This is a genomic window from Streptomyces sp. UG1, assembly GCF_049974585.1.
In the GTDB taxonomy this organism is placed as follows: domain Bacteria; phylum Actinomycetota; class Actinomycetes; order Streptomycetales; family Streptomycetaceae; genus Streptomyces.
Window position 1 is genome coordinate 63,942 of sequence record NZ_JBNGGG010000022.1, and the last position, 23,640, is coordinate 87,581.

The 23,640-nt window shown below is 70.3% G+C and carries 19 protein-coding genes and 1 pseudogene; 9 read left to right on the forward strand and 11 right to left on the reverse strand.

Annotated features, from left to right (window positions below; genetic code table 11):
• Window positions 1-228: 228 nt before the first annotated feature.
• The gene (locus tag ACP4J3_RS24245; RefSeq protein WP_426537797.1) at window positions 229-978 is read right to left on the reverse strand and encodes a DUF4239 domain-containing protein; all 750 of its coding nucleotides are present in this window, start codon (window positions 976-978) and stop codon (window positions 229-231) included.
• Window positions 979-1,623: 645 nt separating this feature from the next.
• Here ACP4J3_RS24245 and ACP4J3_RS24250 point away from each other — a divergent pair.
• On the forward strand, window positions 1,624-2,466 hold the full coding sequence (locus ACP4J3_RS24250) for a hypothetical protein (RefSeq protein WP_426537799.1): 843 nt from the start codon (window positions 1,624-1,626) through the stop codon (window positions 2,464-2,466).
• A gap of 124 nt (window positions 2,467-2,590) precedes the next feature.
• On the opposite strand, the gene ACP4J3_RS24255 is transcribed toward ACP4J3_RS24250, so the two are convergent.
• The 3 genes from ACP4J3_RS24255 to ACP4J3_RS24265 form a co-directional block, all read right to left on the reverse strand.
• Window positions 2,591-2,782: a DUF397 domain-containing protein gene (locus ACP4J3_RS24255; RefSeq protein ID WP_194045001.1), complete on the reverse strand. Its 192-nt coding sequence runs from the start codon at window positions 2,780-2,782 to the stop codon at window positions 2,591-2,593.
• Between the two features lie 232 nt (window positions 2,783-3,014).
• Window positions 3,015-3,872 (reverse strand): helix-turn-helix domain-containing protein, encoded by an 858-nt coding sequence (locus tag ACP4J3_RS24260; protein ID WP_426537801.1) that lies wholly within the window; start codon window positions 3,870-3,872, stop codon window positions 3,015-3,017.
• A 344-nt stretch (window positions 3,873-4,216) separates the two neighbouring features.
• Window positions 4,217-4,972 (reverse strand): GOLPH3/VPS74 family protein, encoded by a 756-nt coding sequence (locus tag ACP4J3_RS24265; RefSeq protein WP_426537803.1) that lies wholly within the window; start codon window positions 4,970-4,972, stop codon window positions 4,217-4,219.
• A 1,167-nt stretch (window positions 4,973-6,139) separates the two neighbouring features.
• Here ACP4J3_RS24265 and ACP4J3_RS24270 point away from each other — a divergent pair.
• Together ACP4J3_RS24270 and ACP4J3_RS24275 are read left to right on the forward strand one after the other, a co-directional pair.
• Window positions 6,140-8,485 (forward strand): D-alanyl-D-alanine carboxypeptidase, encoded by a 2,346-nt coding sequence (locus ACP4J3_RS24270; RefSeq protein WP_426538016.1) that lies wholly within the window; start codon window positions 6,140-6,142, stop codon window positions 8,483-8,485.
• 199 nt (window positions 8,486-8,684) lie between these two features.
• Window positions 8,685-10,547, forward strand: coding sequence for an MFS transporter (locus ACP4J3_RS24275; RefSeq protein WP_426537805.1), 1,863 nt, complete (start codon window positions 8,685-8,687; stop codon window positions 10,545-10,547).
• 45 nt (window positions 10,548-10,592) lie between these two features.
• On the opposite strand, the gene ACP4J3_RS24280 is transcribed toward ACP4J3_RS24275, so the two are convergent.
• Both ACP4J3_RS24280 and ACP4J3_RS24285 read right to left on the reverse strand, forming a co-directional pair.
• The gene (locus ACP4J3_RS24280) at window positions 10,593-11,444 is read right to left on the reverse strand and encodes a MerR family transcriptional regulator (RefSeq protein WP_426537807.1); all 852 of its coding nucleotides are present in this window, start codon (window positions 11,442-11,444) and stop codon (window positions 10,593-10,595) included.
• 85 nt (window positions 11,445-11,529) lie between these two features.
• Window positions 11,530-12,033 carry a glutathione peroxidase gene (locus ACP4J3_RS24285; protein WP_426537809.1) on the reverse strand — a complete coding sequence of 168 codons (504 nt, stop codon included), beginning with the start codon at window positions 12,031-12,033 and terminating at the stop codon, window positions 11,530-11,532.
• Window positions 12,034-12,436: 403 nt separating this feature from the next.
• Between ACP4J3_RS24285 and ACP4J3_RS24290 the strand changes: the two genes are divergently transcribed.
• Window positions 12,437-13,240 (forward strand): SAM-dependent methyltransferase, encoded by an 804-nt coding sequence (locus tag ACP4J3_RS24290; protein WP_426537811.1) that lies wholly within the window; start codon window positions 12,437-12,439, stop codon window positions 13,238-13,240.
• Between the two features lie 18 nt (window positions 13,241-13,258).
• Here the strand turns inward: ACP4J3_RS24290 and ACP4J3_RS24295 are convergent, their stop codons facing one another.
• Window positions 13,259-13,690 carry an SRPBCC family protein gene (locus tag ACP4J3_RS24295; protein ID WP_426537813.1) on the reverse strand — a complete coding sequence of 144 codons (432 nt, stop codon included), beginning with the start codon at window positions 13,688-13,690 and terminating at the stop codon, window positions 13,259-13,261.
• 494 nt (window positions 13,691-14,184) lie between these two features.
• On the opposite strand from ACP4J3_RS24295, the gene ACP4J3_RS24300 reads away from it, so the two are divergent.
• The gene (locus ACP4J3_RS24300; protein ID WP_426537815.1) at window positions 14,185-15,525 is read left to right on the forward strand and encodes a ferredoxin reductase family protein; all 1,341 of its coding nucleotides are present in this window, start codon (window positions 14,185-14,187) and stop codon (window positions 15,523-15,525) included.
• Between the two features lie 939 nt (window positions 15,526-16,464).
• Here the strand turns inward: ACP4J3_RS24300 and ACP4J3_RS24305 are convergent.
• The 3 genes from ACP4J3_RS24305 to ACP4J3_RS24315 all read right to left on the reverse strand — a co-directional run bounded on the left by ACP4J3_RS24305 (window position 16,465) and on the right by ACP4J3_RS24315 (window position 18,238).
• Window positions 16,465-16,590 carry a hypothetical protein gene (locus tag ACP4J3_RS24305; RefSeq protein ID WP_426537817.1) on the reverse strand — a complete coding sequence of 42 codons (126 nt, stop codon included), beginning with the start codon at window positions 16,588-16,590 and terminating at the stop codon, window positions 16,465-16,467.
• A gap of 165 nt (window positions 16,591-16,755) precedes the next feature.
• Window positions 16,756-17,226 carry a hypothetical protein gene (locus ACP4J3_RS24310; protein ID WP_426537819.1) on the reverse strand — a complete coding sequence of 157 codons (471 nt, stop codon included), beginning with the start codon at window positions 17,224-17,226 and terminating at the stop codon, window positions 16,756-16,758.
• Window positions 17,227-17,569: 343 nt separating this feature from the next.
• Window positions 17,570-18,238: a glycoside hydrolase family 11 protein gene (locus ACP4J3_RS24315; protein WP_426537821.1), complete on the reverse strand. Its 669-nt coding sequence runs from the start codon at window positions 18,236-18,238 to the stop codon at window positions 17,570-17,572.
• A gap of 285 nt (window positions 18,239-18,523) precedes the next feature.
• Here ACP4J3_RS24315 and ACP4J3_RS24320 point away from each other — a divergent pair, with 285 nt between their 5' ends.
• The 3 genes and pseudogenes from ACP4J3_RS24320 (at window position 18,524) to ACP4J3_RS24330 (ending at window position 20,287) form a co-directional block, all read left to right on the forward strand.
• Window positions 18,524-18,979: a VOC family protein gene (locus ACP4J3_RS24320; protein WP_426537823.1), complete on the forward strand. Its 456-nt coding sequence runs from the start codon at window positions 18,524-18,526 to the stop codon at window positions 18,977-18,979.
• Window positions 18,980-19,028: 49 nt separating this feature from the next.
• Window positions 19,029-19,536: pseudogene (locus tag ACP4J3_RS24325) on the forward strand (ABC transporter permease); the annotation flags it as partial.
• 334 nt (window positions 19,537-19,870) lie between these two features.
• Window positions 19,871-20,287: a hypothetical protein gene (locus ACP4J3_RS24330; protein WP_426537825.1), complete on the forward strand. Its 417-nt coding sequence runs from the start codon at window positions 19,871-19,873 to the stop codon at window positions 20,285-20,287.
• 204 nt (window positions 20,288-20,491) lie between these two features.
• Here ACP4J3_RS24330 and ACP4J3_RS24335 read toward each other — a convergent pair whose 3' ends face one another.
• Entirely contained in the window at window positions 20,492-20,779 is a 288-nt protein-coding gene (locus ACP4J3_RS24335; protein ID WP_426537827.1) for a hypothetical protein, read from the reverse strand.
• Between the two features lie 269 nt (window positions 20,780-21,048).
• Here ACP4J3_RS24335 and ACP4J3_RS24340 point away from each other — a divergent pair, with 269 nt between their 5' ends.
• A complete protein-coding gene (locus tag ACP4J3_RS24340) occupies window positions 21,049-23,337 on the forward strand; it encodes a hypothetical protein (RefSeq protein ID WP_426537829.1) in 2,289 nt (762 codons plus the stop codon).
• Window positions 23,338-23,640 lie beyond the last annotated feature (303 nt).

A 23,640-nucleotide genomic window follows, 5' to 3' on the forward strand; every position in this document is an offset into this window, starting at 1 on the left:
CGACGGAGGCGGGGACGAGAGATCGGTTCCCGGACGGAACGTCAGATCGGTGCCATCGGCACTCACCATCCGTATTCCCTTCATCCCGTCCGACGCATCGGCATGCAAAACATTCACGACAATGCACACGAATGCCGCATTCATGGGCAAGGCTATGAGGGGTGTTGCGGCTTGTCATGCCGAACTGGGCCGTCGGTGCCCCGGCGACCGTCGTGCCGCCGGGTGAGTTCAAGGGAACGGGAAGTAGCGCATGAAGGGGGTCGCGTCCACCGCGAACAAGCCGCTGAAGGGCGTGTTGAGATGGTGGACGAGCAGCGCGGTGAGGGTGATCAGCGCGCTCAGTCCCATCACCATGGCCACGTGAGTGAAGCTCCGGTCGATGCCGAAGACGAAGATGAACGCCATGGTGAGCACGCCGCCCACGAGCAGACCGAACCACAGCACGGGCGACAGACTCGCGCCCACGTCGGCCTCGCGCCCGCGCCGGGCTCTGCTGAGGGTGCTGAGCTGGGCGAGCGTCTCCCTGCCGGTGAGCTGCTGGGCCGCGGTGGCGGTGTCCGGAACCTGCATGGCGGTCCGGAGCCGTTCCACCAGGTCCCAGCCCCGGCCGCCGTCCAGTGTGCCGTGCGCCATGGCGGGCCATTCGACGGTCACGACGTGGCGCACGTACGCGTCGACGCCGACGCGCGTCCGCTCGGCCTGTGCGGGAGGCAGCCCTTCGGCGAGCAGCAGGATCTGGTGTGCCGCGCTTGCCTCGGCCTGGACGTGGGCCCCGGCGCTGCTCTGGATCCCCTGGACGGCCGCCAAGGACAGGCCCAGGACGAGGGCGTAGAGCACACTGACCATCATGGCGATGTACTCGGCCACTTCCTCGCGCGGTTTGTGGTCCGGTTCCAGTGGCCAGTAGTGGTGCTTGACCAGTACCGCGCCGGCGGCGAGCACGGCGGCGCCGAAGACGGTCACGAGGGTCTTGGTCATCAGGGCCTGGCTCCTGGTGTATCGGGCGTGAGCAGGCATGCGCAGTGCACGCCGTCGATGCGGGAGCGTTCGGCCACCACGCCGGCCTCGGCCTCGCCGGGTGCGGCGATGCCGGGAGGGGGCGTGGGCCGTGCCACCCGCGCCGGGAGGAGCCGGCGGGCGCAGGGCGGGCGGGTGGCCGTGGCGGCTGCTCCCGAGGGGTGAAGCGGGCGGAGACCGGCGAGGTGAGCGGGAAACGGGACCCGGTCCCGCCGGAGCGTCCGAGGGCGCCGGCCCGGTCGCTGCCCAGGGCATGCCCCTCCCCGGCGTACGTTCCGGGACCGCGGCGCACCGCCGTGGCGCACCGTGATCCACACGTCGTACACCGCCGCCTCGCTGCGGTTCACCGGCCGTCGGCGCGCCCGTGCGGGTGTGACTGAGGGTCTGGCATACCTGCACCGGCCGATGAACATGCCGACATGTTCGTCAAAGCCGCTCCGGCCGCCGGTCCCACACACGCCGGGGCCGGGGAGCCGGTACCGCGACATCACCCTGTCGGCGGCGGCCGGGCGGCACCCGCAGGCATCGGGGCTCTCCGGGCTATGGCGCATTAACTGACGGGGCGTCAGAGTATGGGCGTCCGAGGGAGGAAGGAAGGGGACGGCAATGAGCGAGGACACCCGCAGCGGGACGTACGCCGAACTGGCCGCCGTGGGCCCGTACGGCGTCCACCCGGGCCACGCCCTGATCACCATGGTGGAACCGCACCCGGGCCACGAGTACGCCTACAACCGCTGGTACGAGGACGACCACTACTACGCCGGCGCGATGGCGATGCCGTGGATGTTCGCGGGCCGCCGCTGGGTGGCGACCAGGGACCTGCAACTGCTGCGCTACCCGGAGAAGTCGGCGATCGCCCAGCCGGTCACCGCGGGCTGCTACATCTCGACGTACTGGATCACCGCCGGCCGCTACGACGACCACATGCGCTGGACGGTGGCGATCAACAAGCGCCTCAACCGGGACGCCCGGGTCTACCAGGACCGCACCCATGTCTTCACGGCGTTCCAGGACCACGAGGCGACGGTGTACCGCGACGGCGCGGCGGGCCCCCGCGACTTCCACGCCCTGGACCACCCGTACGCGGGCCTGGTGGTGCAGGTCATCGACGCCGACTCACCGCAGCAGCGCGCCGAACTGCTGGAGTGGCTGCGCGCGAAGCACCTCCCCGGGCGCCTGGCGGCGGGCTCCCCGGCCGCGCTGGTGACGATTTTCCGGCCGACGCCCTTGCCCCTGGACCGCATGTCGTACGTCAAGCAGGTCGAGGGCGTCGACACCCGCCTGACGCTGCTGTGGTTCCTGGAAGCGGACCCGAGGGAGTGCTGGGCGGGCGCCTTCACAGGTCTGGACGCCGCGGTCGAGGAGGCCGCACTGGGGCGGGTGGAGCTGGTGGCGCCGTTCGTTCCCACGGTCCCGGGCACGGACCGGTATGTGGCGGAGCTGCGCTGAGCGCGGGCACGGCCGAGCCCTCTCGGCAAGGACGGCGGACTGGTCGAGAGGGCTCTGCCTATGGTGCTTGTGCAGTTGTTGAGCGCGAAGTCGGTTGCGGCTGAGGATCGGACAGACCCGCTCCTTACGCCTTCACCGACGCCACGAAGGTGTTCCACGCCTTCGCGGGGAACGCCAGGACCGGGCCCTCGGGAACCTTGGAGTCCCGCACCGCCATGGCCGCCGTGACCGGTGACTTGACCTCGACGCACGCGCCGTTTCCTGTGGAGTACGAGGACTTGGTCCACGTGTCCGTGGAACCCTGACGAATTGCCATGTTTGCTCCGAATTGCCAGATGGTGAGTGCTGTCACCGCCCCGCGCGTCCGGACCGGATCCCGCGGGACGATTCACGCCAACCTGTGGTGCTGGGTGGCGTGATCGACGCTACTCGCCAACATCGGCTTACGAAGCGACTATTCACTCGGGTGGGTGCATATTCCAGAGGACTCTTCCATTCCGACCGGGAGACGGTGTACCGTACGGCGCTTCCTGGTCGGGGCGGGGGCATCAGCGCGCGTACTCCTTGGCGATGTCCGCGATGAACTGGCGTGACTGGTCCACGTTCAGGGCCTGCGCCCGCAGGTGCTCGTACATCACGCTGTACTTCTGGACGTCGTTGGCCTTCTCCAGGTACAGGTCGCTGGTGACGCCCTCGATGTAGACGACGCTGGAGTCGGCCGCGTCCGGGAACTCCAGGATCGCGTACTGGCCGTTGAGGCCCGGGTGCGCGCCCATCTCGAAAGGGATCACCTGCACGGTGACATGCGGCAACTGGGACTGCTCGACGAGCTGCTCCAACTGGTCGCGCATGAGGGAGCGGTTGCCGACGACCCGGCGCAGGGCGGCCTCGTCCATGACGGTCCACAGGCGCAGCGGGTTCTCCGCGGTGGAGATTCGTTCCTGTCGGCGCATGCGCACCTGGACCCGCTTCTCGATCTCGCCCTGAGCCGTCTCCGGCAACGCCCCCGCGATCAGGGCCTGGGCGTACTGCGGGGTCTGCAACAGCCCGGGGACGACCTGCGGGTCGTACACCCGCAGACTCGCCGCATCGGTCTCCAGCCCGATGTAAACGCTGTACGGAATATCACCGAACGAATGCCACCACCCCTGCTGGCGGCTGTCCTTCGCCATCTGCATCAGCGAATCCACGATCCGGTGGTCCTCCACCTCGTAGACCCCGCACAGATCGCGGACATCGCGCTGGCTGATGCTGCGCCGCCCGTTCTCCAGCCGGCTGATCTTCGACTGCGACACCAGCAGCCGCTCGGCCACCTCCTCGGCCGTCATGCCCTTGAGCTCGCGGAGCCGGCGCAGCTCCTGGCCCAGCCGGCGTCGCCTGACGGTGGGATTGACATTGGACGCCACGGGACGTGCACCTCCGGCTGCGTGCCTTGTGATTGCCACTTTGCGTATCTGCTGTTGAGCAGACTGCCACCAAGGTGCTTACTACCGCTGGGAAACGGTGGATATGCGCTGGATACACGCCAGTTCGGCCTCTGTCCCGGCACATGCGGCCGCGCGGGGCGGCGGGACCGGTGTTCTCCCGTCCGATGTCCGGACGGGGCGGTCCCGTCACCCCGCGCGGCCAGCGGCTCCCGTACCGGTCTGGTGACTGCGGTGCGGCGCTGCACGTGGCGTGCGTGAAGTGCCTGTCGAGCTGGTGGTTCAGGCGCTGCGGGTTGATGCGTTGCGGGTCGTGGAACCGCGGCTCAGTGGGCCACGACGCGCGCCATCGATCCGCGGCGCTGCTGCACCGGAACCCCACGGGAGGGTTCCGCTGCGGCCCTGCCTCCGGGGGCGGCCTGACGGCCGGCCGGCGCCGGGCTGCGACGCGGCTGGGCCGCCGCGCCGTTCTGGACGTCCATCACCGCGTGCGCGACGAGACCGCCCATGGGATCGTGCCGGATCAGATCCCGCAGCCGGGACCTCGAGGACCTGCCCTCGTTGCCCGGATACAGATGCTTGCCGAGGCCGACCGCGTGTGCCAGGGCGGCGAGCGCCGCGGTCCGCGGGTCCGGCGGCACGCCGGTGCGGATCGCGGAGTCCAGCCGGGCCCTGATCTCCCGGCTGATGGCGTTGTCCGTCGCCTGGTAACGAGTCGTCGGCAACACTCCGCACATCTGACCGGCGACGGCGTGCACCATGCCGCACCTCTCCAGATGTGAGAGATAGGTCTGGCGCAACCCCAGCCGGGGCCCGCCGATCCAGTGGACGGCACGTACCGGAGCGCCGCGCCTTCGCAGCAACTCCAACGCGCAGTCCAAAGTCGGATCTCCAGTCGGCCGTGGGGCTACCACGGCGATACGATCCCCGTCAGGGGCTATCCGTCCGGCCAGCGCCAGCTCCACTAGCTGTGCTCCGGCCAGACCGAGGTCGAGCGACTGCGGCTGTGCAGTGGTACCCGTGGCCGGGTCCAGTGCCAGCAGCAGAAGCTCCTCCGGAAGTGTTCTGCGGCTCCTGCCCATCCATGCCTCCCCGCGTGGATGAAAGACAGGGTGACCCCTCTCACATTGGTCTGTCGAGAGTGCGTGACCGGTTCGTGAGGGAACCGGTAGGTATGTCGTTCTCGTCTACCGCACGAGCGGAGCGCCGCGCACAGGACACTGGTACATGGTTCGGGCAGCGGCACGGGGGGTCGTGCGGGCACGGTGTCCGGGCGACGGCTCACGGTTCGGCAGACGCACGGAGGCGTGCGGCACATGGAGGAGGCATCGGTGGCGGGCGAGTCCCCCGACAGGTCGAAGCAGCGCGAGTCGTCGGCAGTACCGACGTCGGGGAGCGCGGTTCCGGTTCCGGATCCCACCCCCGAACCCAAGGGCGACCCGCGCCTGGTGGTGGCGCGGGAGACGTCACGGGGCGGCGTCGACACGGCGACGCGCGTGCTGTCCCGGGCTGAACTGGAGGCGGTACGGGCGCGGATGGGGGGCGCCGGGGAGGCCGACGGGCCGAAGCCGGGCGTCGAGGACGCCGAGCGGGGGCCTGCGGCGGGCAACGCCGAGCAGGGGCCTGAGGTCGGCAACACGGAGGCGAACGCCACCGGGCATGCGAAGTCCGCTGCCGGGCAGACGAGGCCTGTGGCCGAGAGCAACGAGAGCACGAAGGCGCGGCCTGACACCGCGGAACGCGCCGCGACGGAGCCGGACGGCGAGGAGCGTGCCGGGGCCGACGAGGCGGAGGGCGCTGGGACGAAGACCGGCGACGCGAAGGGCGCCGGAACGGAGACCGGCGACGCGGAGGGCGTCGGGGTGAAGACCAGCGGCGTGGAGGGTGTCGGGACGGAGACCACCGGCGCGGAGGGCGCCGGGACGGGGACCGGCGACGCGGAGGCCGTGGCGGCGCCGGCCGAGGACGCGGACACTGCGGCCGCGGCCGAGCCGAGCAAGGGCGACGCCGAGGCCGACGCCACGTCGAGTGACGACCGCCTGAAGGCGGTTGTGGCGGCTTGGGTGGCCTCCGCGGACACCGAGGACACCGAGGGCGAGAAGACGGCACCGGACGCAGAGGCGACCGCTGCGGCGTCCTCCGACACCGACGACCCGTCCACCAGCGCCGAGGACGGCTCGACTGCCCCCGACGAGGCCACCGGAGCCGCTCCCGGGGCCGACGAGGCCACCGGGGACGCCGGCACCGGCATAGACGAGGCCGCCCAGGCAGCCGGCACCGACGAGGGCGAAGGCGTGGACGCCGGACGCACCGACGCGGACCAGGGCGCACCCGCCAAGCGCGCCGCGGCTGACGACGCGGACGCCGAGCCCACCACTCCCGCCGACTCGGACGACGTGAACACCACCAGCGCCGCAGGGGAGGTTGCGGACGCCGAGTCCACCGCCGCGGACGACGCCGCTGCCCCCGACGACGCACCCGCAGCCGCTGACGCCGATGAGGCCCGGCAAGGGGCACCCACGCGCGGCGAGGACGGGAGCGTCTCGCAGGCGGCGCCCGCCGCCGAAGGTGAAGAGGCCCGGCGGGGTTCACCCGCCCGCGGCGATGGAGCCCGGCAGGGCTCGCCCGCACCCGGCGACGGTGCCCGCGGCGAGGGTGAGACCACCTCGCAGGCGGCACCTTCAGCCGCCGGCGCCGATGAAGCCCGACGGGGTTCCGCACACGGTGATGCCGACGGAGCCCGGCAGGGGGCACCCGCACTTGCCGACGCAGCTGAGGCCCGGCAGGGGGCACCCGCACTCGCCGGCGCCGATGAGGCCCGGCAGGAGGCGCCCGCCCCCGCCGACGGTGATGGAGGCCCGCAGGCGGCGTCCGCGTCCGGGAAGGCCGAGGACACCCCCCAAGATTCACCCGCAGCCGCCGACGGCGGTGACCCCCCACAGGGGCCACCCGCACCCGGCGACGAAAGTCGCACGGGTGGTGCGGGTGGGCAAGCCCGGACGGGCGAAGGCGGAGCCGAGGCCGTCGATCAGGCCACCGCCGTCTTCAAGGCCGTACGGCCCCCCGCCAAGCCCGCCGTCGATCAGCCGACCACCATGCTGAAGGCCCCCAGGCCCGACGCCGAGGCCCCCGCCGAGCGCACCAGCAAGTTCGTCGCGCTCAAGCCGGACATCCGCGAGGACACGGCGCCGCCCAAGGCGCCGCAGGCCCCGCAGAGCCCCACCCCGCAGGCTCCGCACCGCGGCCCCACCCCCGACGTCACCGCCGCCGTCCCCCAGGTCGGCCCCGAGCGGACCACGCAGCAGCCCCTGCCGCCCAAGCCGCCGCTCGACCTGCTCGCCGAGCTGACGAACACCCCGCCGCCCCCGGACACCGCCGTGCGGACCGTCATCCGGCGGATCAAGATCTGGACGCCCCTGGTGGTGCTGCTCGCGATCGTCTTCGGGGTCGTGCAGTCCGTGCGCCCGCTCCCGACCCCCACCCTCGACCTCACCGCGAAGGACACCTACACCTTCGAGGGCGGCAAGATCGACATCCCCTGGCCCGCCGCGGGCCAGGCCGCGCTCGACGTCGACGGCATCGGCACCTTCGGCTCCTCCGGCGACCAGAAGCCCGTCCCGATCGCCAGCGTCGCCAAGGTCATGACCGCGTACGTCATCCTGCGCGACCACTCCCTCAAGAGCGGCGCCGAGGGCCCGGAGATCGAGATCGACCAGGCCGCCGAGGACCAGGCGGACGCGGGCCAGGAGTCGACCGTCGACGTGACCAAGGGCGACAAGATCACCCAGCGCGAGGCCCTGGAGAGCATCCTCATCGCATCCGCGAACAACGTGGCCCGCCTGCTGGCCCGCTGGGACGCCGGTTCGGAGAAGGCGTTCGTAGAGAAGATGAACGCCGCCGCCGAGGACCTCGGCATGACGAACACGACGTACACCGACCCCTCCGGCCTGAACAACACCACCGTCAGCACGGCCGTGGACCAGGTGAAGCTGGCCAAGGCGGCGATGAAGCAGCCCGCCTTCCGCGAGGTCGCCGCGATGATGTCGTACGACGACTACAAGGGCGTCAACCACTCCAACTGGAACCAGCTCGTCGGCCGCAACAACGTCGTCGGCATCAAGACCGGCACCACCACCTCCGCCCTCGGCAACCTGGTGTTCGCCGCGAAGAAGGAGATCGGCGGCGAGACCCGCACCATCGTCGGCGCCGTCGTCCGCCAGCCCGCCGGCGGCACCGACAACACCATCCTCAGCGCCGCCCTCGTCGGCGGCGACCAGCTCATCCGCGCCGCCCAGGACGCGCTCGAGTCGGCGACCATCCTGAAGAAGGGTGACGTCGTCGGGTACGTGGACGACGGTCTCGGCGGCCGCACCGCGGTCGTCGCCACCAAGGACGTCACGGCGGTCGGCTGGTCCGGCCTGAAGGTGAAGCTGACCTTCGCCTCCGACGAGGTGCCGCACACCGCGAAGGCGGGCACCCAGGTGGGCACGCTCACCGTCGGTGACGGCACCAGCGGCGCGGTGAAGATCCCGGTCGCCCTGCGGACGGAACTCACCGAACCGGGCTTCACGGACAAGCTGACCCGCATCGGCTGACCCGCGGGCACCGGAACAGACCGCACCGCAGCCCGCCGACGGCGCCCGTCGGCGGGCTGCGTGCTAGCGTCACGAAACGGGCAGGTCGCCGCTCACAAGGCGCGGCCGGGGAACCTTCAGGGTCTGGGCCGACAACACGCGGGAAACGGGACGCGGCCGGAACAGAAGAAGACGGGACAGCACGGGGAGTGCCTCACAAGTGGCCACTGCGGAGCCGACACGCGCCGACGACGCCGATCCGGGACCAGGAGCCGGTCCGCGAATACGCGTACCCGAGCCGCGCCCGGAAGACGATCGAAGCCGTATGGAGGAAAGACCGCCCTCCCGTGTGAAGGCCGCCGCCCACGCCCTGCGTGAGCGCCTGCTGCGGCACCCGGTGCTGTCCATGACGGCGCTGGCCGGGCTGCTCCACGTCATCTGGTTCTTCACGTTCGCGAACAGCGGCGGCGATCTCGCGGCCCAGGACGCCTGGGCCGAGTTCGTCGGCCGGCACCCCGACTCGGCCTACAACCTGGCCTGGTACGGCGGTATGCACCCGGTGTCGTACAGCGTGGTGTCGCCGTATCTGATGTCGGTCCTCGGCGTCCGTACGACGATGATGATCGCGGGGACCGCCTCCGCGGGCCTGCTGACGCTGATCCTGCTGCGCAGCCGCTCGGTGCGCAATCCGCTGTGGGCCGCGCTCGCCGGGATCTTCGGGCTGATCGCCAACGCGGTCTCCGGCCGGGTGACCTTCGGCCTGGGCACGATGTTCGCGCTGGGCGCGGTCGCCGTCGTGTACTGCTGGCCGCACCGCTGGCGCTACAAGCGCTGGGCGAAGGCGCTGTGCGCGGCCCCGCTGGCCGCCCTCGCCACCATGGCGTCGCCGGTCGCGGGGCTGTTCGTGGGCTTCGTGGCGGTGGCGCTGTTCCTGCAGAAGCGGCGGCCGGGCGCCTGGGCGCTGGGGCTGGCGCCGTCGGCGGTGGTCGCGCTGTCGGCGTGGCTGTTCCCGTTCTCGGGCACCCAGCCGATGGTGATCGGCTCGGTGCTCCTGCCGCTGCTGATGTCGGTCGCCGTGTTCTTCCTGGTGCCCACGGAGTGGAAGTCGGTCCGGCTGGTGGCCGCGGTCTACGGCGTCTCCGTGGTCCTCGTCTGGGTGATCAGCTCGCAGATCGGCTCCAACATCACGCGCCTGGCGATGCTGTTCGCCGGCACGACGCTGGTGGCGGCCCTGCCGTTCGCGGTGCCGCGCTCGCGCCAGTGGTACGCGGGCGTGCTGGCCCTGCTCACCTTCGCCGGCTGGATCGGCTACAAGACGGTCGACGACGTCACGCACGCCGCCCCGGAGGCGTCCTGGGCGCGCCAGTTGGCGCCGCTGGTCAACGAGCTCCAGGAGGTCGGCGCCGAGAAGGGCCGGGTGGAGGTCGTACCGGTCCGCTCCCACCGCGAGGCCGCCGCCCTCGCGCCGTACTACAACCTGGCCCGCGGCTGGAACCGCCAGGCCGACATGAAGCGCAACCCGCTCTTCTACGACGACACCCTCAACTCCGCGAACTACCACGAGTGGCTCAAGCGCTGGGCGGTGCACTTCGTGGTGCTGCCCAAGGACGAGCCGGACCCCTCGGCGGCGGAGCGGGAGCGGGAGCTGGTGCAGCGCGGCATGCCGTATCTGCGGCAGGTGTGGGGCGACGCCAACTGGCAGTTGTTCAAGGTGACCAACCCGGCGCCGCTCGCCGAGCCGAACGCCGTCGTGGACCGGGCCGAGCAGGGCGAGCTGACGATGCGGGTGAGCAAGCCGGGCCGTGTCCTCGTCCGCATCCCCTACTCGCCCTGGCTGAGCATCGTCGACGCCGAGGGCAAGAAGCTCGACCCGCCTCAGGAGACGGAGGCGTCCAAGGACCGGCCCGACGGCGAGCCGAAGACGTACGACAACGTCAACGGCTGCCTGACGGAGACCGAGGAGGACGCCTTCGGCGACCGGTGGACGATGCTTCTGGCCCCGAAGGCCGGCACCTACCACCTGGCGGCACCGTACGGGGTGCCGCGCGGCACGCCCTGCCCGGAGGAGCTGAGCCAGGGGTGAGACCTGGCTCAGCCGGGCCGGCCGGCCCGGTCACCTCACTTCACTTCACCTCACCGGGAACGCCACATCGCACACCGGGTCATCGGCGCCCGCCGCGTCCCAGTCCGCGAAGTACACCTCGCGGCACGGGCCCGCCTGCCACAGCCCCTGCTGCGGGATCCACTCCTCCACCGCCTCGAAGGCGGCCAGGATCTGCGGATGGTTCACCTGGGCCTTGGTGATGCGGGTGTAGGCGAGCCGGTGGGCCGGCTCGACGCGCACCTTCGCGTCATGCGTACGGCCCTGCTTCTCGACCCAGGCCCGGGCCGCAGCCTCGTCGGCCACCGGCACACAGGACTCGGCCGGTCCGTCGCTCTCCATCGACACATCGGAGTGGTACACGACGAACGGTGCCGCGGTGACGCCGCCGCACTCCCGCGCCCCCTCCGTCAGCCGGCCCAGCGACGCGCCGATCCACGCCGGCAGCTCGCCCGCCAGCACATGACGCGTCTCGGTGATCAGCACCTGCTCGGGCACGTCCACCGTCTCGACATCGAACTTTCCGTACATCTCGGAGCTCCTCCCCGACAGCCGTTCACGGAGGTACTCGGCCAGTGCCCGCTGTTCCGCCACCCGCGTCTCGACGTCCGCCCAGTACGCGGTGAGCCGGTCGGCGGCCGTGGCCCCGTCCGGGGCCTCGACGACCTCGGCGACCCGCGCGAGCGGCATGTCGAGCTGGCGCAGGAGCGCCACGAGGCGGGCGCGTTCGATCTGGTCGGCGCGGTAGTAGCGGTAGCCGTTGAACTCGTCGACGTGCGCGGGGGCCAGCAGCCCCAGGCGGTCGTACAGGCGCAGCGCCTTGGCCGAGAGCCTGGAGCGCGCGGCGAACGCGCCGATGGTCAGCAGTTCGTCGTCCACAGCCCTCTCCTCCGTCACCGGGCGGACCGTTCCGCCCGGTGACAAGGACGCTCAGCCCTGCCCCAGGGGCAAGGTCAACCGTCGGCTACGCCAGCTCGCCCTCGACGGCGGCCACGAGTTCCGCTGCCTCCGGCTCGGTCTGCGGGGAGAAGCGGGCGACGACCGTGCCGTCGCGGCCGATCAGGAACTTCTCGAAGTTCCAGCGGATGTCGCCGCTGTGCCCCTCGGCGTCCGCGAACCCGACGAGCCGCTCGTACAGCGGGTGCCGGCCTTCGCCGTTCACCTCGACCTTCTCGGTCATCGGGAAGGTCACGCCGTACGTCGCCGAGCAGAACTCGGCGATCTCCTCGGCGCTGCCGGGCTCCTGGCCGAGGAACTGGTTGCAGGGCACGCCGAGCACGGTGAAGCCGCGCTCCGCGTAGCGCTCCTGGAGCTTCTCCAGGCCGGTGTACTGCGGGGTGAGGCCGCACTTGGAGGCGACGTTCACGACGAGGACGGCCTTGCCGGCGTACTGGGAGAGGTTCGCGGAGCCGCCCTGGAGGGCGCCGATCTCGACGGTGAGAGGGGATGCGTTGGTGTCAGCAGTCATAAGCGGATGCTAGCTCCGCTCGATGCCGACCCCGCGGCCCGGCCCCACCGGCCTTCACGAACTTCCCCCGCCCCATTGGCCTTCACGAGCACCTCCCCACGCTGGGGCTGGTGGGGGCGGGGCTGCGGGACGTGGAGGAGGGCGGCGGGCCGGTGCCGGCGGGCGTTCGCCGGTCCTGAGCCGGCGGAGGACAAGTCCGCTTCGACCCACGGACACCGCGCCGGCCGTGAACTTGGATCACTGAGGCGCCGGCCGGTCTGCCCGCGGCGTCAGGGATGGCCAAAACATCACGGTGTGTCAATCGTCTCTGCGTCAACTCGCCCGCGTTCAGCGGTCGTTCACTAGGTTGGTTGCTGATTTGATCACCGGCGAACGCTTCGCATCGATCCCCAGGAGGCCCACCGTGCCCGACCTCGACCCCGACATCCGGATCGACACCTCCAGGCCCCACTCGGCCCGCTTCTGGAACTACTTCGTCGGCGGCAAGGACCACTACGAGATCGACCGGCGGATCGGGGACGAGATCAAGGAGATCTTCCCGGGCCTGGTCGACGTGGCCGTCACCAGCCGGCAGTTCCTGGGCCGCGCCGTACGCCACCTGGCAGGCGAGGCGGGCATCCGGCAGTTCCTGGACATCGGCACCGGCCTGCCGACCGCCGACAACACCCACCAGGTGGCCCAGCGCGTGGCGCCGGACGCCCGGATCGTGTACGTCGACAACGATCCCGTCGTGCTGGCCCACGCCAGCGCCCTGCTCACCAGCACCCCCGAGGGCATGACTGCGTTCCTGGACGCCGACCTGTACGACCCCGAGGCCGTCCTGGAGGCCGCCGCGGGCACGCTCGACCTGTCCCGCCCGGTCGCCCTGATGATCCTCAACACCCTCGGCCATGTCGCCGACCACGACCAGGCCCGCGACCTGGTACGCCGCCTCCTGGCCGGCCTCCCCTCCGGCAGCCACCTGGTGATCAGCGACAGCACGGCCACCAGCGAGGGCATGATCGCCGCGTCCGAGGCGTACAACGCCAGCGGCGCCGTGCCCTACCACGTGCGCAGCATCGGCGAGATCGCCGCCTTCTTCGACGGCCTGGACCTGGTGGACCCGGGCGTCGTCCAGGTGCCCGAGTGGCGCCCCGACGCCCATGGCCCGACGGATCCGGCGACGGCCGCGGTCGACGCGTACTGCGGGGTGGGCCGCAAGCCCTGAGTCACGCCCCGGCCCGGTTCACCGCCCCCGCTCCACGTACTCCTTGAACTGCTCCAGATCACCGCGGACCAGCCGCTCGATCGCGTTCGCCTGGGCGAACCCCTTGGGCCCGCCGAAGGTGTCCCTGACCGTGCCGGGGTCGTACTCCAGCCGCGCCTGGACCCGGGTGTGACCGTCGTCGATCGCCAGCAGCGAGAAGGACCCCGCGAGCGCGGGATCGCCTGTCGTACGCCACTCCAGCACGCGTTCCCCGGCCCGATCGGAGACCTCGGCCTCGACCTCCCGGGCCCGCCCGCCGGCCTCGACACCCAGCCGCGCCCGACCGCTCCCCTCCGCACGGGCCTCGCTCACCCCCGCCAGGAAGCGCGGATAGTTCTCCACCCGGTGCAGGCTGTCCCACGCCCGGTCGATCGGAACTCCGACATCCACATGTTCTTCGAGGGTGCTCATGGCCCACCTCCACGTCCGGCTCATGAAGCCATGCCCTTCTGCTTCCAGTGTGCGCCCGGGGCCTGGCCGGCGCGTGCAGGGTCCAGGCCCGTTCGCCGAGCATGGCCTCCTCGTACCGTCCGCGCAGGGCCGGCGGGCGGGCCTGCTCCACATGGGCGTCCTGGGCGCGCGTGGTCGCGTCCACGAAGTCGGCTTTCCGGCGGTTCACCGCTCCAGCCCTTGGAGGCGTAGAGCGCTCACTCCCCGTCCTGGTCGCTGTCGCCCGGGTCGAGCGGACCCGGCCGTCTGATCCACGCAGCGATCGCCGGCGGCGGCACCACGTACATCAACGCACCCAACCCCGGTTAGATTGGTCGGTTCCGGTGTGAACGGATCCGGCCCGCGCGCCGTATTCTTACCCGATCGAGGTGCACATCCGGCCGAATTCCTCGGTCTTCATGGGGTTTGTTCATACGGGCCACGAGTACTGCGGCCCGGGGGGATGTGAGGCAACCATGGCGGCGACGAGCGGCACGGTGCGCAACGGCACCGTACTTCCGGTGGACGCGGCGCGACGGGCGATGTGGGCATTCGTCACCGTCAACGTGGTGATCGTCGAGGCGCTGTTCCTCAGCGCCGGTTCGGGCAAGAACGGCGTGCTCACGGTCGCCAAGTTCTTCGGACTGCACGCGGCCCTGCTGATGCTGTTCCAACTGCTGCTGGTGGCCAGGCTGCCATGGCTGGACCGCCGTATCGGCATGGACCGGCTCACGGTGTGGCACCGCTGGGTCGGCTTCACCCTGCTGTGGACCGTCCTCACCCACGCCACGCTGGTGGTGCTCGGCTACGCGACGCTCGACGACACGTCCATGGGCAGGACGTTCGTCGCGCTGAGCGGGGTGCCGGCCTCCCTGCTGGGCATACTCGCCGCGGCCGTCATCACCGCGATCGCCGTGATCTCCACCCGCCCCCTGCGGCGGCGGCTGCGCTACGAGATCTGGCACGGCCTGCACCTTCTCCTCTACGTCGCCCTGGGCCTGGCGTTCGTCCACCAGTTGCAGGAGACCACGACGTTCACGTCCTCCGCGTTCGCCACCGCCTACTGGTGGACCCTGTGGCTGTTCGCCTTCGGCACGCTGCTGACCGGGCGCCTGGCCGTGCCGCTGTGGCGCAACGCGTACCACCGATTCCGGGTCGCGGCCGTGGTGCCGGAGTCGGACGACGTGGTCTCCGTGTACGTCACCGGCCGGCACCTCGACAGACTCCCAGCCCGCGCGGGCCAGTTCTGCATCTGGCGGTTCCCCGGGCACAACCACTGGTGGCTTGCCAACCCCTTCTCCCTGTCGGCGGCGCCGGGCGGGCAGGGGCTGCGCCTCACGGCGAAGGCGGTGGGCAGCGCCAGCGCTGGCCTGCGGAACGTCCCGGCCGGCAGCCGCGCCTTCGTCGAGGGGCCGTACGGCGCGTTCACCTCGCTGCATCGGACCCGGCCCGGCGCCCTCCTGATCGCCGGTGGCGTGGGGATCACTCCGGTGCGGGCCATGCTGGAGGAGCAGGCGACCGGCGACGTCGTGGTGCTGTACCGGGTGCGCAGCGAGGCCGACGCCGTGCTGCTGAACGAGGTGCGGGAGCTGGTCGCGCTACGGGGCGGACGGCTGCACCTGCTCACGGGCAGGACCGGCGAGTCCGGCACCGCGCCGTTCGACCCGAGCGGCCTGCACCGACTGGTCCCCGACATCACCGAACGCGACGTGTACGTCTGCGGCCCGCCCACCATGACCAAGGCCGTGCTCTCCAGCCTGAGGGACCTGCGGGTCCCCGCACGACAGATACACGCCGAACGCTTCGGCCTGGCCTGACCCGGACGGAGGCCGGGTCTCCGACGGCGTCACGCGGTCTCCGACGGTGTCACGCGGGTGGTGGCCGAGCCAGCTTCCGAATGGCGGCACGAAGCGCTCGCTGCCACCTCGGAGAGGACTTTGCCGCCGCCCGGTGTGCCGCCGGTGTCGGCAGTCCCGCGGAGGGCGTGCACTGGCTCTTCGACTTCTTCGACCTCTTCGACCGCGGCCGGCGCTTCGCACCATCGGCCGAGCCAGGCCTCGATAGAGACCGCGTCCAGTTCGGCCAGGGCACCGAGTACCGCGCCCCCGGCGGCCAGCGCCGGTTGCGGGTGCTCGTGCAGAGCGGGCTCAGGTGCCGTTCACGGAGACGGGGCCAGCGGCGCGCGGCTTCCACGAGCACCGTGAGCGTGGACCGGACGACGGCCGGCAGCGACGGGGAATCCTCGTCGGCCAGGAGCTGTGCGGGCACTCGGCCGTCCACGTGTCGGGTTCGTGGCCGTCGACCTGATGGCCGGGAAGGAGCAGCGCGACAAAATCCTCGGCCAGCCGGTCCGGGTGCAGCGGTTCCAGCACCTCGGCGGTGTCGGCCGGGGGGAGCAGACCCTGTGGTCCGCCAGGACGGCGGCCGCGGGCGCGGCCGGTGATGTCACCCCCGTCAGGTCCAGTACGGACGCGCCCGCCTGGCACGGCTTCATATGGCGGCGCTGGCCGCCGTGGACGCCCATTCCAGGGGGGACAGCGCGAGCGCGCACGCCGGGTCGCCGAGTCTCCCCGGGCGAGCGACACCTGCCGTGTCGGTCACGCCCGAGAACCTCGGCGAACTGGTCCCTCGCCTGGCCTCCAGCACATCCCATCCCCCCGGCCCGGCACTCCGTGGCAAACCGAGCGACCAGCCGCGTCTTCCCCTGCCCGCCGGGCCCGCGAACCAACAGCACCGCCGACCGCGCGGGCTGCTCGTCATGCCAGCGAACGCATCGCGTCCAGTTCAGCACCGCGTCCGGTGAACTCGATGACGCCGTTACGCGCGGCCAACAACTGACTCAGCGGCACATCCACCAGCGCCTCCGGCCGCTCCAGGCGCATCGATCGCAGCCGATACGCGCCGGAGGCCGATGGAACGCCACACCACATGGATCGTGTGACCCGACCCACCCTTCTCGGCGGGAACCGGACATCTGCCAGGGCTCGGTCACGCGATGACTCCTGCCCGCGCACCACTCACCACGCACCACGCACCTCACGGCCGTCTCATGGTGCTTCCCCTGCCCGTGTGCGCGGCTGGGTGCCCACGACGAAACGGCGGCTGAGAGTGATCTCGCGCGAGAGCAGGCCAGGGTCGGCGGTCACCGTCAGCTCGTACTCCCCGTCCCGCAACGCCCCCACATCGATCACCCTGTGGTCTCCGACCCACAGGGTGGGGACGATCTCGCCGTTCAGCCTGGCCTCGACACTGCGCAGCGCCTCATCGCGCAGCGCCTCGTCGTCGTGGCGATCGACCACGTCCACCGTGAGTATGGCCTCGGAGGAGTCGGCGGCGGCGTTCAGCACGCCGCTGTCGGGGATGCCGCGTATGCGAAGCTCCGGCTGGTTCACCGCGTTGGCCACCGCGATGTAGCCGATCGCCAGGCCGGCGGCGACAGCGGCGACCAGAAGTGTGATGAGGAGCCGCCGCAGGGACCTGGCTCGCACAGGGTCCGACGTCTTCAGGGCCAGCCGCATGGACACATCCTTCGAGGAATTGCTGCTGTGGGCCGTCGGTCACGGACTCGGACTCGCGGGCGTTCGGCGACCCTGATGGTCGTCACCTCAACCGTCACGGAATCCAGTTCGCCCTCACGCCCGATGAACGAGTCCGATGTTCTCAGCGGGCGCTTGGCGTAGGGAAGTGCTCGCGATCCCGAAAGGGTTTTGTAAGAGGTACGTTCAGCGTGCCGCTCCTGCCGCTCCTGGCCGGTGCCTGGAACTGGGGCGGATGGCGCCGATGTTCCGGATGGAGAGGGGGCAGTCCGTCATCACGGTCGCCGTGCTACCGCCGACCCGCGGCCGCCCCCTCCGAACCGGCCTAGTACACCGTGATGTTGGAGTTCCCGCTGCTCTGATATCCCTCGGTGGCGAGGATCATGTAGTAGTTGAAGCTCCCCAGGCGCATTCCGGCGCGGGCCCAGGCGTCGAAGTGGTTGCCGGTGGTGATGGTGCCACCGGTCCGCTTCGACTGCCGGACGCTCCAGTACTGGTTGAACGTGCGGATGCCCTCGACGGAGGGGGCGTTGTAGCGCGTGGTCTGGTAGATGTCGTACGTGCCGCCGTCGCTGGAGACAGTGCCCTTGTACGTTCCCGTGGGCCGGTAGGTGCCCCAGTTGTCGACGACGTAGTACTCGACGAGCGGGTTCGACGTCCACCCGTAGAGAGTCAGATAGCCGTTGCCGGACGGGTTGAAGCTGCCGGAGTAGGTCACGGTCCGGCGTGAGCCGTTGCTCCAGCCCTTGCCGGCGACGAAGTTCCCGGTGTTTCGCCACGAGGTGCTGTAGTTGCCGCCGGAGTTCAGGGTCATGGAGACCGTGCCCTGGCTGTCCGTCCAGAACGAGTAGTAGTACCCGTTGTCGGTTCCGGTCTGGTTCGTGGTGATGACCGTGGCCGCCTCGGCGGTGCCGGGCAGGGCCAGCGTGGCTCCGGTGGCCAGCAGCAGGGTGCAGACGCTGCGGCGCGTCGGGTGTGCGGGTCCGTCGTTCATGAGCGTGCTTCCTCCTCGTCTTCGTAGGGCCGACGGGGCACAGCTTTGATATGGCCCTGTCAACTGTCAATGGTTTCGGCATTGATCCCGAAACATTCGCTTGACGCAATGGCGTCTTATGGAGGCGTTGAACCAGTTCATGGCCGTGATCGATGAGGTAAATCGAGACGTTACTGGCTGACTGCGATTAAGAGATCAAAGTTCCCGGTTCGGTATCTTCGAATGTTTCGAATAGAGTGCAGGGCGTCCCGGTCGTCTGTCAGACCTGCCTGGGATGCTCCGAGCATGGAGATGACAGTGCAGCTGACGATCGACTGCTCCGATCCGCAGAGAATGGTGACTTTCTGGGCCGAGGCCCTGGGCTACGTGCCTGAGCCTCCGCCGGGCGGGCACGCCACGTGGCGTGCTTACTGGGCGGCGGTGGGGGTGCCCGAGGCGGAGTTGCCGGCCGGTGCCGGGGATGTCCCCGAGTCGATCATCGATCCCGCGGGACGTGGACCGAGGGTGTGGTTCCAGCAGGTTCCGGAGCCGAAGGTCGCCAAGAACCGGTGGCACTTCGACCTGAAGGTCGGCGGGGGCCGTGACGTCCCACTGGAGGTCCGCGCACAGCGGGTCAAGGCTACGGTGGAACGGCTGGTCAAGGCTGGTGCCACCGTGCTGCGGATCAAGGATGAGCCGGACATGGGGCTCTATGCCGCCGCCATGCAGGACCCCGAGGGCAACGAATTCGACGTCGTCTGAAGGCCGTTCGCCTGGCGAGGACGGTGACATCGGACTGGACCACCGGCTCGTGATGACGTTCATCATCGCCAACACCTTCACCATGCTGGTCCTCCAGCGCACCAGGGAACTGGCCCTGCTGCGCGCGGTCGGCACCTCGCGCCGGCAGGTCACGCGGTCGGTGCTGATCGAGGCGTTCGTGATCGGTGAGGTGGCCGGCGGCGCCGGTCTGGTCGTCGGCATCGTCGTCACCGTGCTGGCGGCGTGGCTGCCCGGCCGCCGGGCCGCGAAGATCCCGCCGGTCGCGGCGTGAGCAGCGTGCACGCGCAGGCCACCGTCAAGTCGCTGGTGCTGCGCCCACGTCGATGGACAGCAAGAAGGCCCGGAACCCGATGAGCCTCGGCGCGGCGCAGCTGGTCATCGGCGTGTTCGTCCTCACCCCGCTGCTGTCCCGCCCGCTGATCGCGGCCGCGGCCGCGGCACCGCTCCTGCGGGCCTTCGGGGTCGCGGGCAAGCTGGCCCGGCAGTTGCGCATACGCGGCGTGACGCCAGTGAAGACGACGCCTCCCTCGATGATCAGGTGCTCGTTTTCGGAGTTGTAGGTGATCGTGGAGGGGAGCCCATCAGGCGCGACTTGTCGGGCATATGCGATCTCGGGAAGCAGGTCTCTCCACCAGTTCGATGTGCCTGCGGGGCATCCGCCACCTGGACTGATGCTTCGTGCGCCGAAGGTGGACCGTCGAGCAGGCCGAACGCCAGGCCCGCACCGTCTTGGCCAGCGCCGTCCAGGCCGCCCTGCCTGACCACAACCATGCGAAGTGATCCGGCGGATCGCCGAGGCCTTCGGCATGGAGACGAAGCGACGAGCAGAAGCAGCAGTAGTTGTCCCGTATGCGTGAGGAGCGTGAGCGCTTGGCCATCCCGTCCTCGAAGCGGCGTCCGTACGGGGACGTCGAGGGCCTGGCCCAGCGGCCCGAAGGCGCCGTACGTGAGGCCGGCCGCGCCGCCGAGGCGAACCGCCTCCTGGACCAGGCCGAGGCACTGCGGGCCACGCCCCGCGCCGAACGGAGCAACGCCGGAGTCGCCGCGTGGGAAGTCATCCGCTCCAGCCACTTCGCCGCCGCGCTCGACGCCCTGCAGGAAGCACCGGACGGGATCGAGAACATCGCCGTCAGGCTCGCCGAGATGCGCGTCAGGGCGTCCCGGCTCGCGCATGACGTGGATCAGCGGACCAGGAAGAACCGGCCCTCATACACCGGCGGCTTGTCCGGGAGCGGAAGGTCGTGCAGACGTACCAAGACATCGCCAGGGACATGCAGGCGGAGATGACCCTGCGCGACAAGATCTCGCGCGAGCACCCGATGCTCCAGCACGAGGAGACGAACGGGCGCCGCAAGCCGCGTCAGGAGGAGAGGTCAGAGAGCGGGGAGAAGGACGCGCCGCACGAGGGCCAGGCGGTGGCCGCCGCGCAGAATCCACCGCGGGCACAGCATCGTGGGCCGCGTGGAGCAGCCCACGGACGCCAACGCCCACTCAGAGCCGATCGTGTGTGATCGCCTTGCGGCCGAGGTCGTAGGCAATGCTGGCGATGCTCAAGGCCACGAGCGGCCACACGAGCTCGGGGGTGGCCGGGATCTGGCCGCTGACCAGGCCCGTGATCAGCAGGCTGTTGCTGAGCACCGCTCCGCTGCCGGTCGCGGTGAGTTTCCTGGGCGCGCTCACTTCGAAGGTCACCCGGCCGAGCCCTTCCCGTTCACGCATGTCGCGGCGGACAGCAGCCGGCGGTGAGGCGGGGCGGGCGGGGCGCTTGCTGACGGACACGGCTTCTCCTGCTGTGCACTTGCGATGAGGGATGAGCCGACACAGGCTGCTGGCCGGCTGCGGCTGATCCTGCCGGGCCTGGGGTGTTGCCCGGCAGGCTGCATCAGCAGCCGGCTGTTCCGGCAACGGCCGGGGGTGTTGCCGAAGAGCGTGGAAACACTCAACGGCAGACGAACTCCCCTTCCCTCTCGCCATAGTTGTGCTGTCAACGGCAGCACTCACAGCACAACGGGACGGAAATCATGGACGCCAAAGCGAGGACCACGGGATTGGCTGCGCTCAGCCCCGAGCTGTCGCCCGCGGTGGAAGCGTTCGTAACTGATTTGCGTACGTACTTCGCCCGTCTGGACGTCAGCGTCCGTGCGTACGCGGGGCGCCGGCACATGGATCCCGGGACGGTGAGCCGATACCTCAACGGCAGTCGGCGCACGCCGTGGTCGTTCGTCAACACCTTGCTCGCTGATGTGGCGGAGCACTGCGGGACGCCGGTCACCGCGGATGCGATCGCGGGTCTGCGCAGGCTGCACGATGCGGCCAGTGCGTGCCGTCAGCCGGGCACAGACCTGCAGCGTCTGCAGGACCGCTTTCTCGCCCAGGATGAAGAGGTGCGCCGGCTCCGGTTGCGGGAACGCGCCCTGCTGGAGGCCATCGACGAGCGCCAGCAGCAACTGGCACGGCAGTCCGTGGAACAGGCGGGGCTGCAGGCCGACCTCGACGAGCAGCGTCACACGTACGCGGCGGCCGTCGAGGTGTGGCAGGAGCGCTGCGGCGCCCTGAGGCGGGCCGGCAGCGCCCTGCAGGACGAGGTGACCGATCTGCGGCGGCAACTGGCCGACACCAGGGTCGAACTGCGGATTGCCGAGGAACGCTGCCACCGCCTGGAGCAGCAGCTGGAGGCCGCCGAAGAGCTCCTCGGCGAGGGCATTTCCGGGGCGTCCCTCATGGAGGTCCTCGAGGCCGCCGACCAGACGGCCTCCGTGCCCGAACTGGTGCAGTTGGTCGGAGGGCTTGCCACCGGCCCGCGCGGGGCCATTGCCAGCGAACTCGTCACATCTGTGAGCCGCTGCCGCCCGGTGGCCGATGTTCAGGCCCTGCTCAATGCCCTTTACGAAGCGGGACTGCACAAGCATGCCGAAGCCGCGCTGCCGGCCATGGTCGCCATGCGGCCGGTCGGTGACACGGCGGATCTCATCGGGGAACTGCTGAGCGCCGATCTGCAGGAACCCGCTGCCGCACTTCTGCAGGCGTCGGTGGAACTGCACAGCCCGGACGGGCTCGCCGAACTGGCCAGGACCCTCCACCGTCACGGTCACCACGACGCGGTGCTGGTCCTGCTCAGTGCCATAGTGACCCACCGCTGCGTGCCGGAGATCCTGGCCGTCTGCGGCCGGCTGGCGGATCCCGCTCTCGACGACGCCCTGGTGCAGGCCGTGGCCTGCCCCGCCCAGGATCGCGTCTGTGCCGAACTCGCGGAACTGGTCATTGCCTTGCACAAATCCGGCTTCGAGCCCCTTGCCGATGCACTGCAGAGCGCGATGGCGCGCAGCCGTCTGGCCACCGACGTCGCGGAGCTGATCGGTGCCCTGTGCAGGGCGGGGCTTTCCAGGGCTGCGGCCGCCGTTTTCCGGCAGACCCAGCAGCGCACCACAGGCCATCTCGTGGCCCTCGTGTCCGCCCTGCACACGGCGAACATGCACGACTCCGCCTCGGACGTGCTCTCCCACGCACTCCTGACGCGTCCGGCGCCCGAGCTCGCCCAGCTGATCATCGACCTCAATGTCGCAGGCCGTCACAAGGACGCCTCCGACGCCCTGACAGGAAGCCTGTGCTCACGCACACAGGCCGACATCCATGTCCTGCTGCACTGCCTGGACCAGATGCACCCCGGCATGGACGCCCTGTCCCTGCTGGCCGAGGCAGCCACCCGCTGCAGCCCCGAGCACGCGGCGGACATGCTCGTCGCCCTCTTCGACGGCGGCCTGTCCGAACACGCCGGCGTCGTCTATACCTGCACCACACAGGACCGCCCCACGGGACACGCGGGCGCCGCACTGCTCAGGCTGCACACCACCCGGCCCAAGTACCTGCTCCCCTCCGGTCTGGCAGACCAGGCCCGCACCGGCACCGCCTCAAGCGTGGTCAACCTCAGCCTCGCCCTGTACACGGCCCGTCTCTCCACACACCTTGACGCCGTACTCGGCACCGCCGGCCCGGAGCAATCGGCTGGGCATGTCGCCGTGCTGCTGAAGAACTTCCGACGCCTTCACGATTCCAGCAAGGGACAGTCCACGCTGGTCGCGGAGCGACTCTTGGACCACGTCCTGCGCTCTCGGCCGCTCGACTACCACCTCAAGCTGATCGGCATGTTGAACAGGGAATCGCTTGACGAGATCGCAGGCCACCTGGAGCACCGCATCCGTTCCGTCTGGGGCGCCCGACGCGTCGAGCTGAGCCTGTACGCGATGGAGCTCACCGGCAAGGCCATCGTCCTGGGACGACCCCAGCAGCTGTGGTGGGCGGCCCGCCGAGCCGTCAACAGGCTCCTCTCCAACATCTGACCGTCCGCACCCGCCCCGGCTGACCCGTGCAACACAGCGGCCCCATGAGCCGGAGGCACGGCCGATGCAGTGGCGCATACGATCCGCCCGGAGTAGGAGCCCTCCCGGAGGGAGAAACTCCAGGTCAGAAGCGGTAACGCGTTGTACCCTCCCCCGCAGGATTTGCCGGGTGGTGCTCGATGCGTTGGGGTCCAGGCAACCAATGGATCCTCTGATCGCCCGCCCTCTCAGCCGACCAGCAGAAGGTCCTTTCACGCCGCCAAGCACGTCTCCAACGTTGCCCATCCATGTTGGAGACCGAAA

Bases quoted from the DNA above. Each gene is read 5' to 3' on its own strand.
- ACP4J3_RS24305 (WP_426537817.1), bottom strand. From the start codon at position 16,590: ATGCGCCTGGAGCGGCCGGAGGCGCTGGTGGATGTGCCGCTGAGTCAG.
- ACP4J3_RS24265 (WP_426537803.1), bottom strand. From the start codon at position 4,972: ATGGGCAGGAGCCGCAGAACACTTCCGGAGGAGCTTCTGCTGCTGGCA.
- ACP4J3_RS24315 (WP_426537821.1), bottom strand. From the start codon at position 18,238: ATGAACGACGGACCCGCACACCCGACGCGCCGCAGCGTCTGCACCCTG.
- ACP4J3_RS24250 (WP_426537799.1), top strand. From the start codon at position 1,624: ATGAGCGAGGACACCCGCAGCGGGACGTACGCCGAACTGGCCGCCGTG.
- ACP4J3_RS24310 (WP_426537819.1), bottom strand. From the start codon at position 17,226: ATGCGGCTGGCCCTGAAGACGTCGGACCCTGTGCGAGCCAGGTCCCTG.
- ACP4J3_RS24245 (WP_426537797.1), bottom strand. From the start codon at position 978: ATGACCAAGACCCTCGTGACCGTCTTCGGCGCCGCCGTGCTCGCCGCC.
- ACP4J3_RS24320 (WP_426537823.1), top strand. From the start codon at position 18,524: ATGGAGATGACAGTGCAGCTGACGATCGACTGCTCCGATCCGCAGAGA.
- ACP4J3_RS24255 (WP_194045001.1), bottom strand. From the start codon at position 2,782: ATGGCAATTCGTCAGGGTTCCACGGACACGTGGACCAAGTCCTCGTAC.
- ACP4J3_RS24285 (WP_426537809.1), bottom strand. From the start codon at position 12,033: ATGACTGCTGACACCAACGCATCCCCTCTCACCGTCGAGATCGGCGCC.
- ACP4J3_RS24295 (WP_426537813.1), bottom strand. From the start codon at position 13,690: ATGAGCACCCTCGAAGAACATGTGGATGTCGGAGTTCCGATCGACCGG.
- ACP4J3_RS24300 (WP_426537815.1), top strand. From the start codon at position 14,185: ATGGCGGCGACGAGCGGCACGGTGCGCAACGGCACCGTACTTCCGGTG.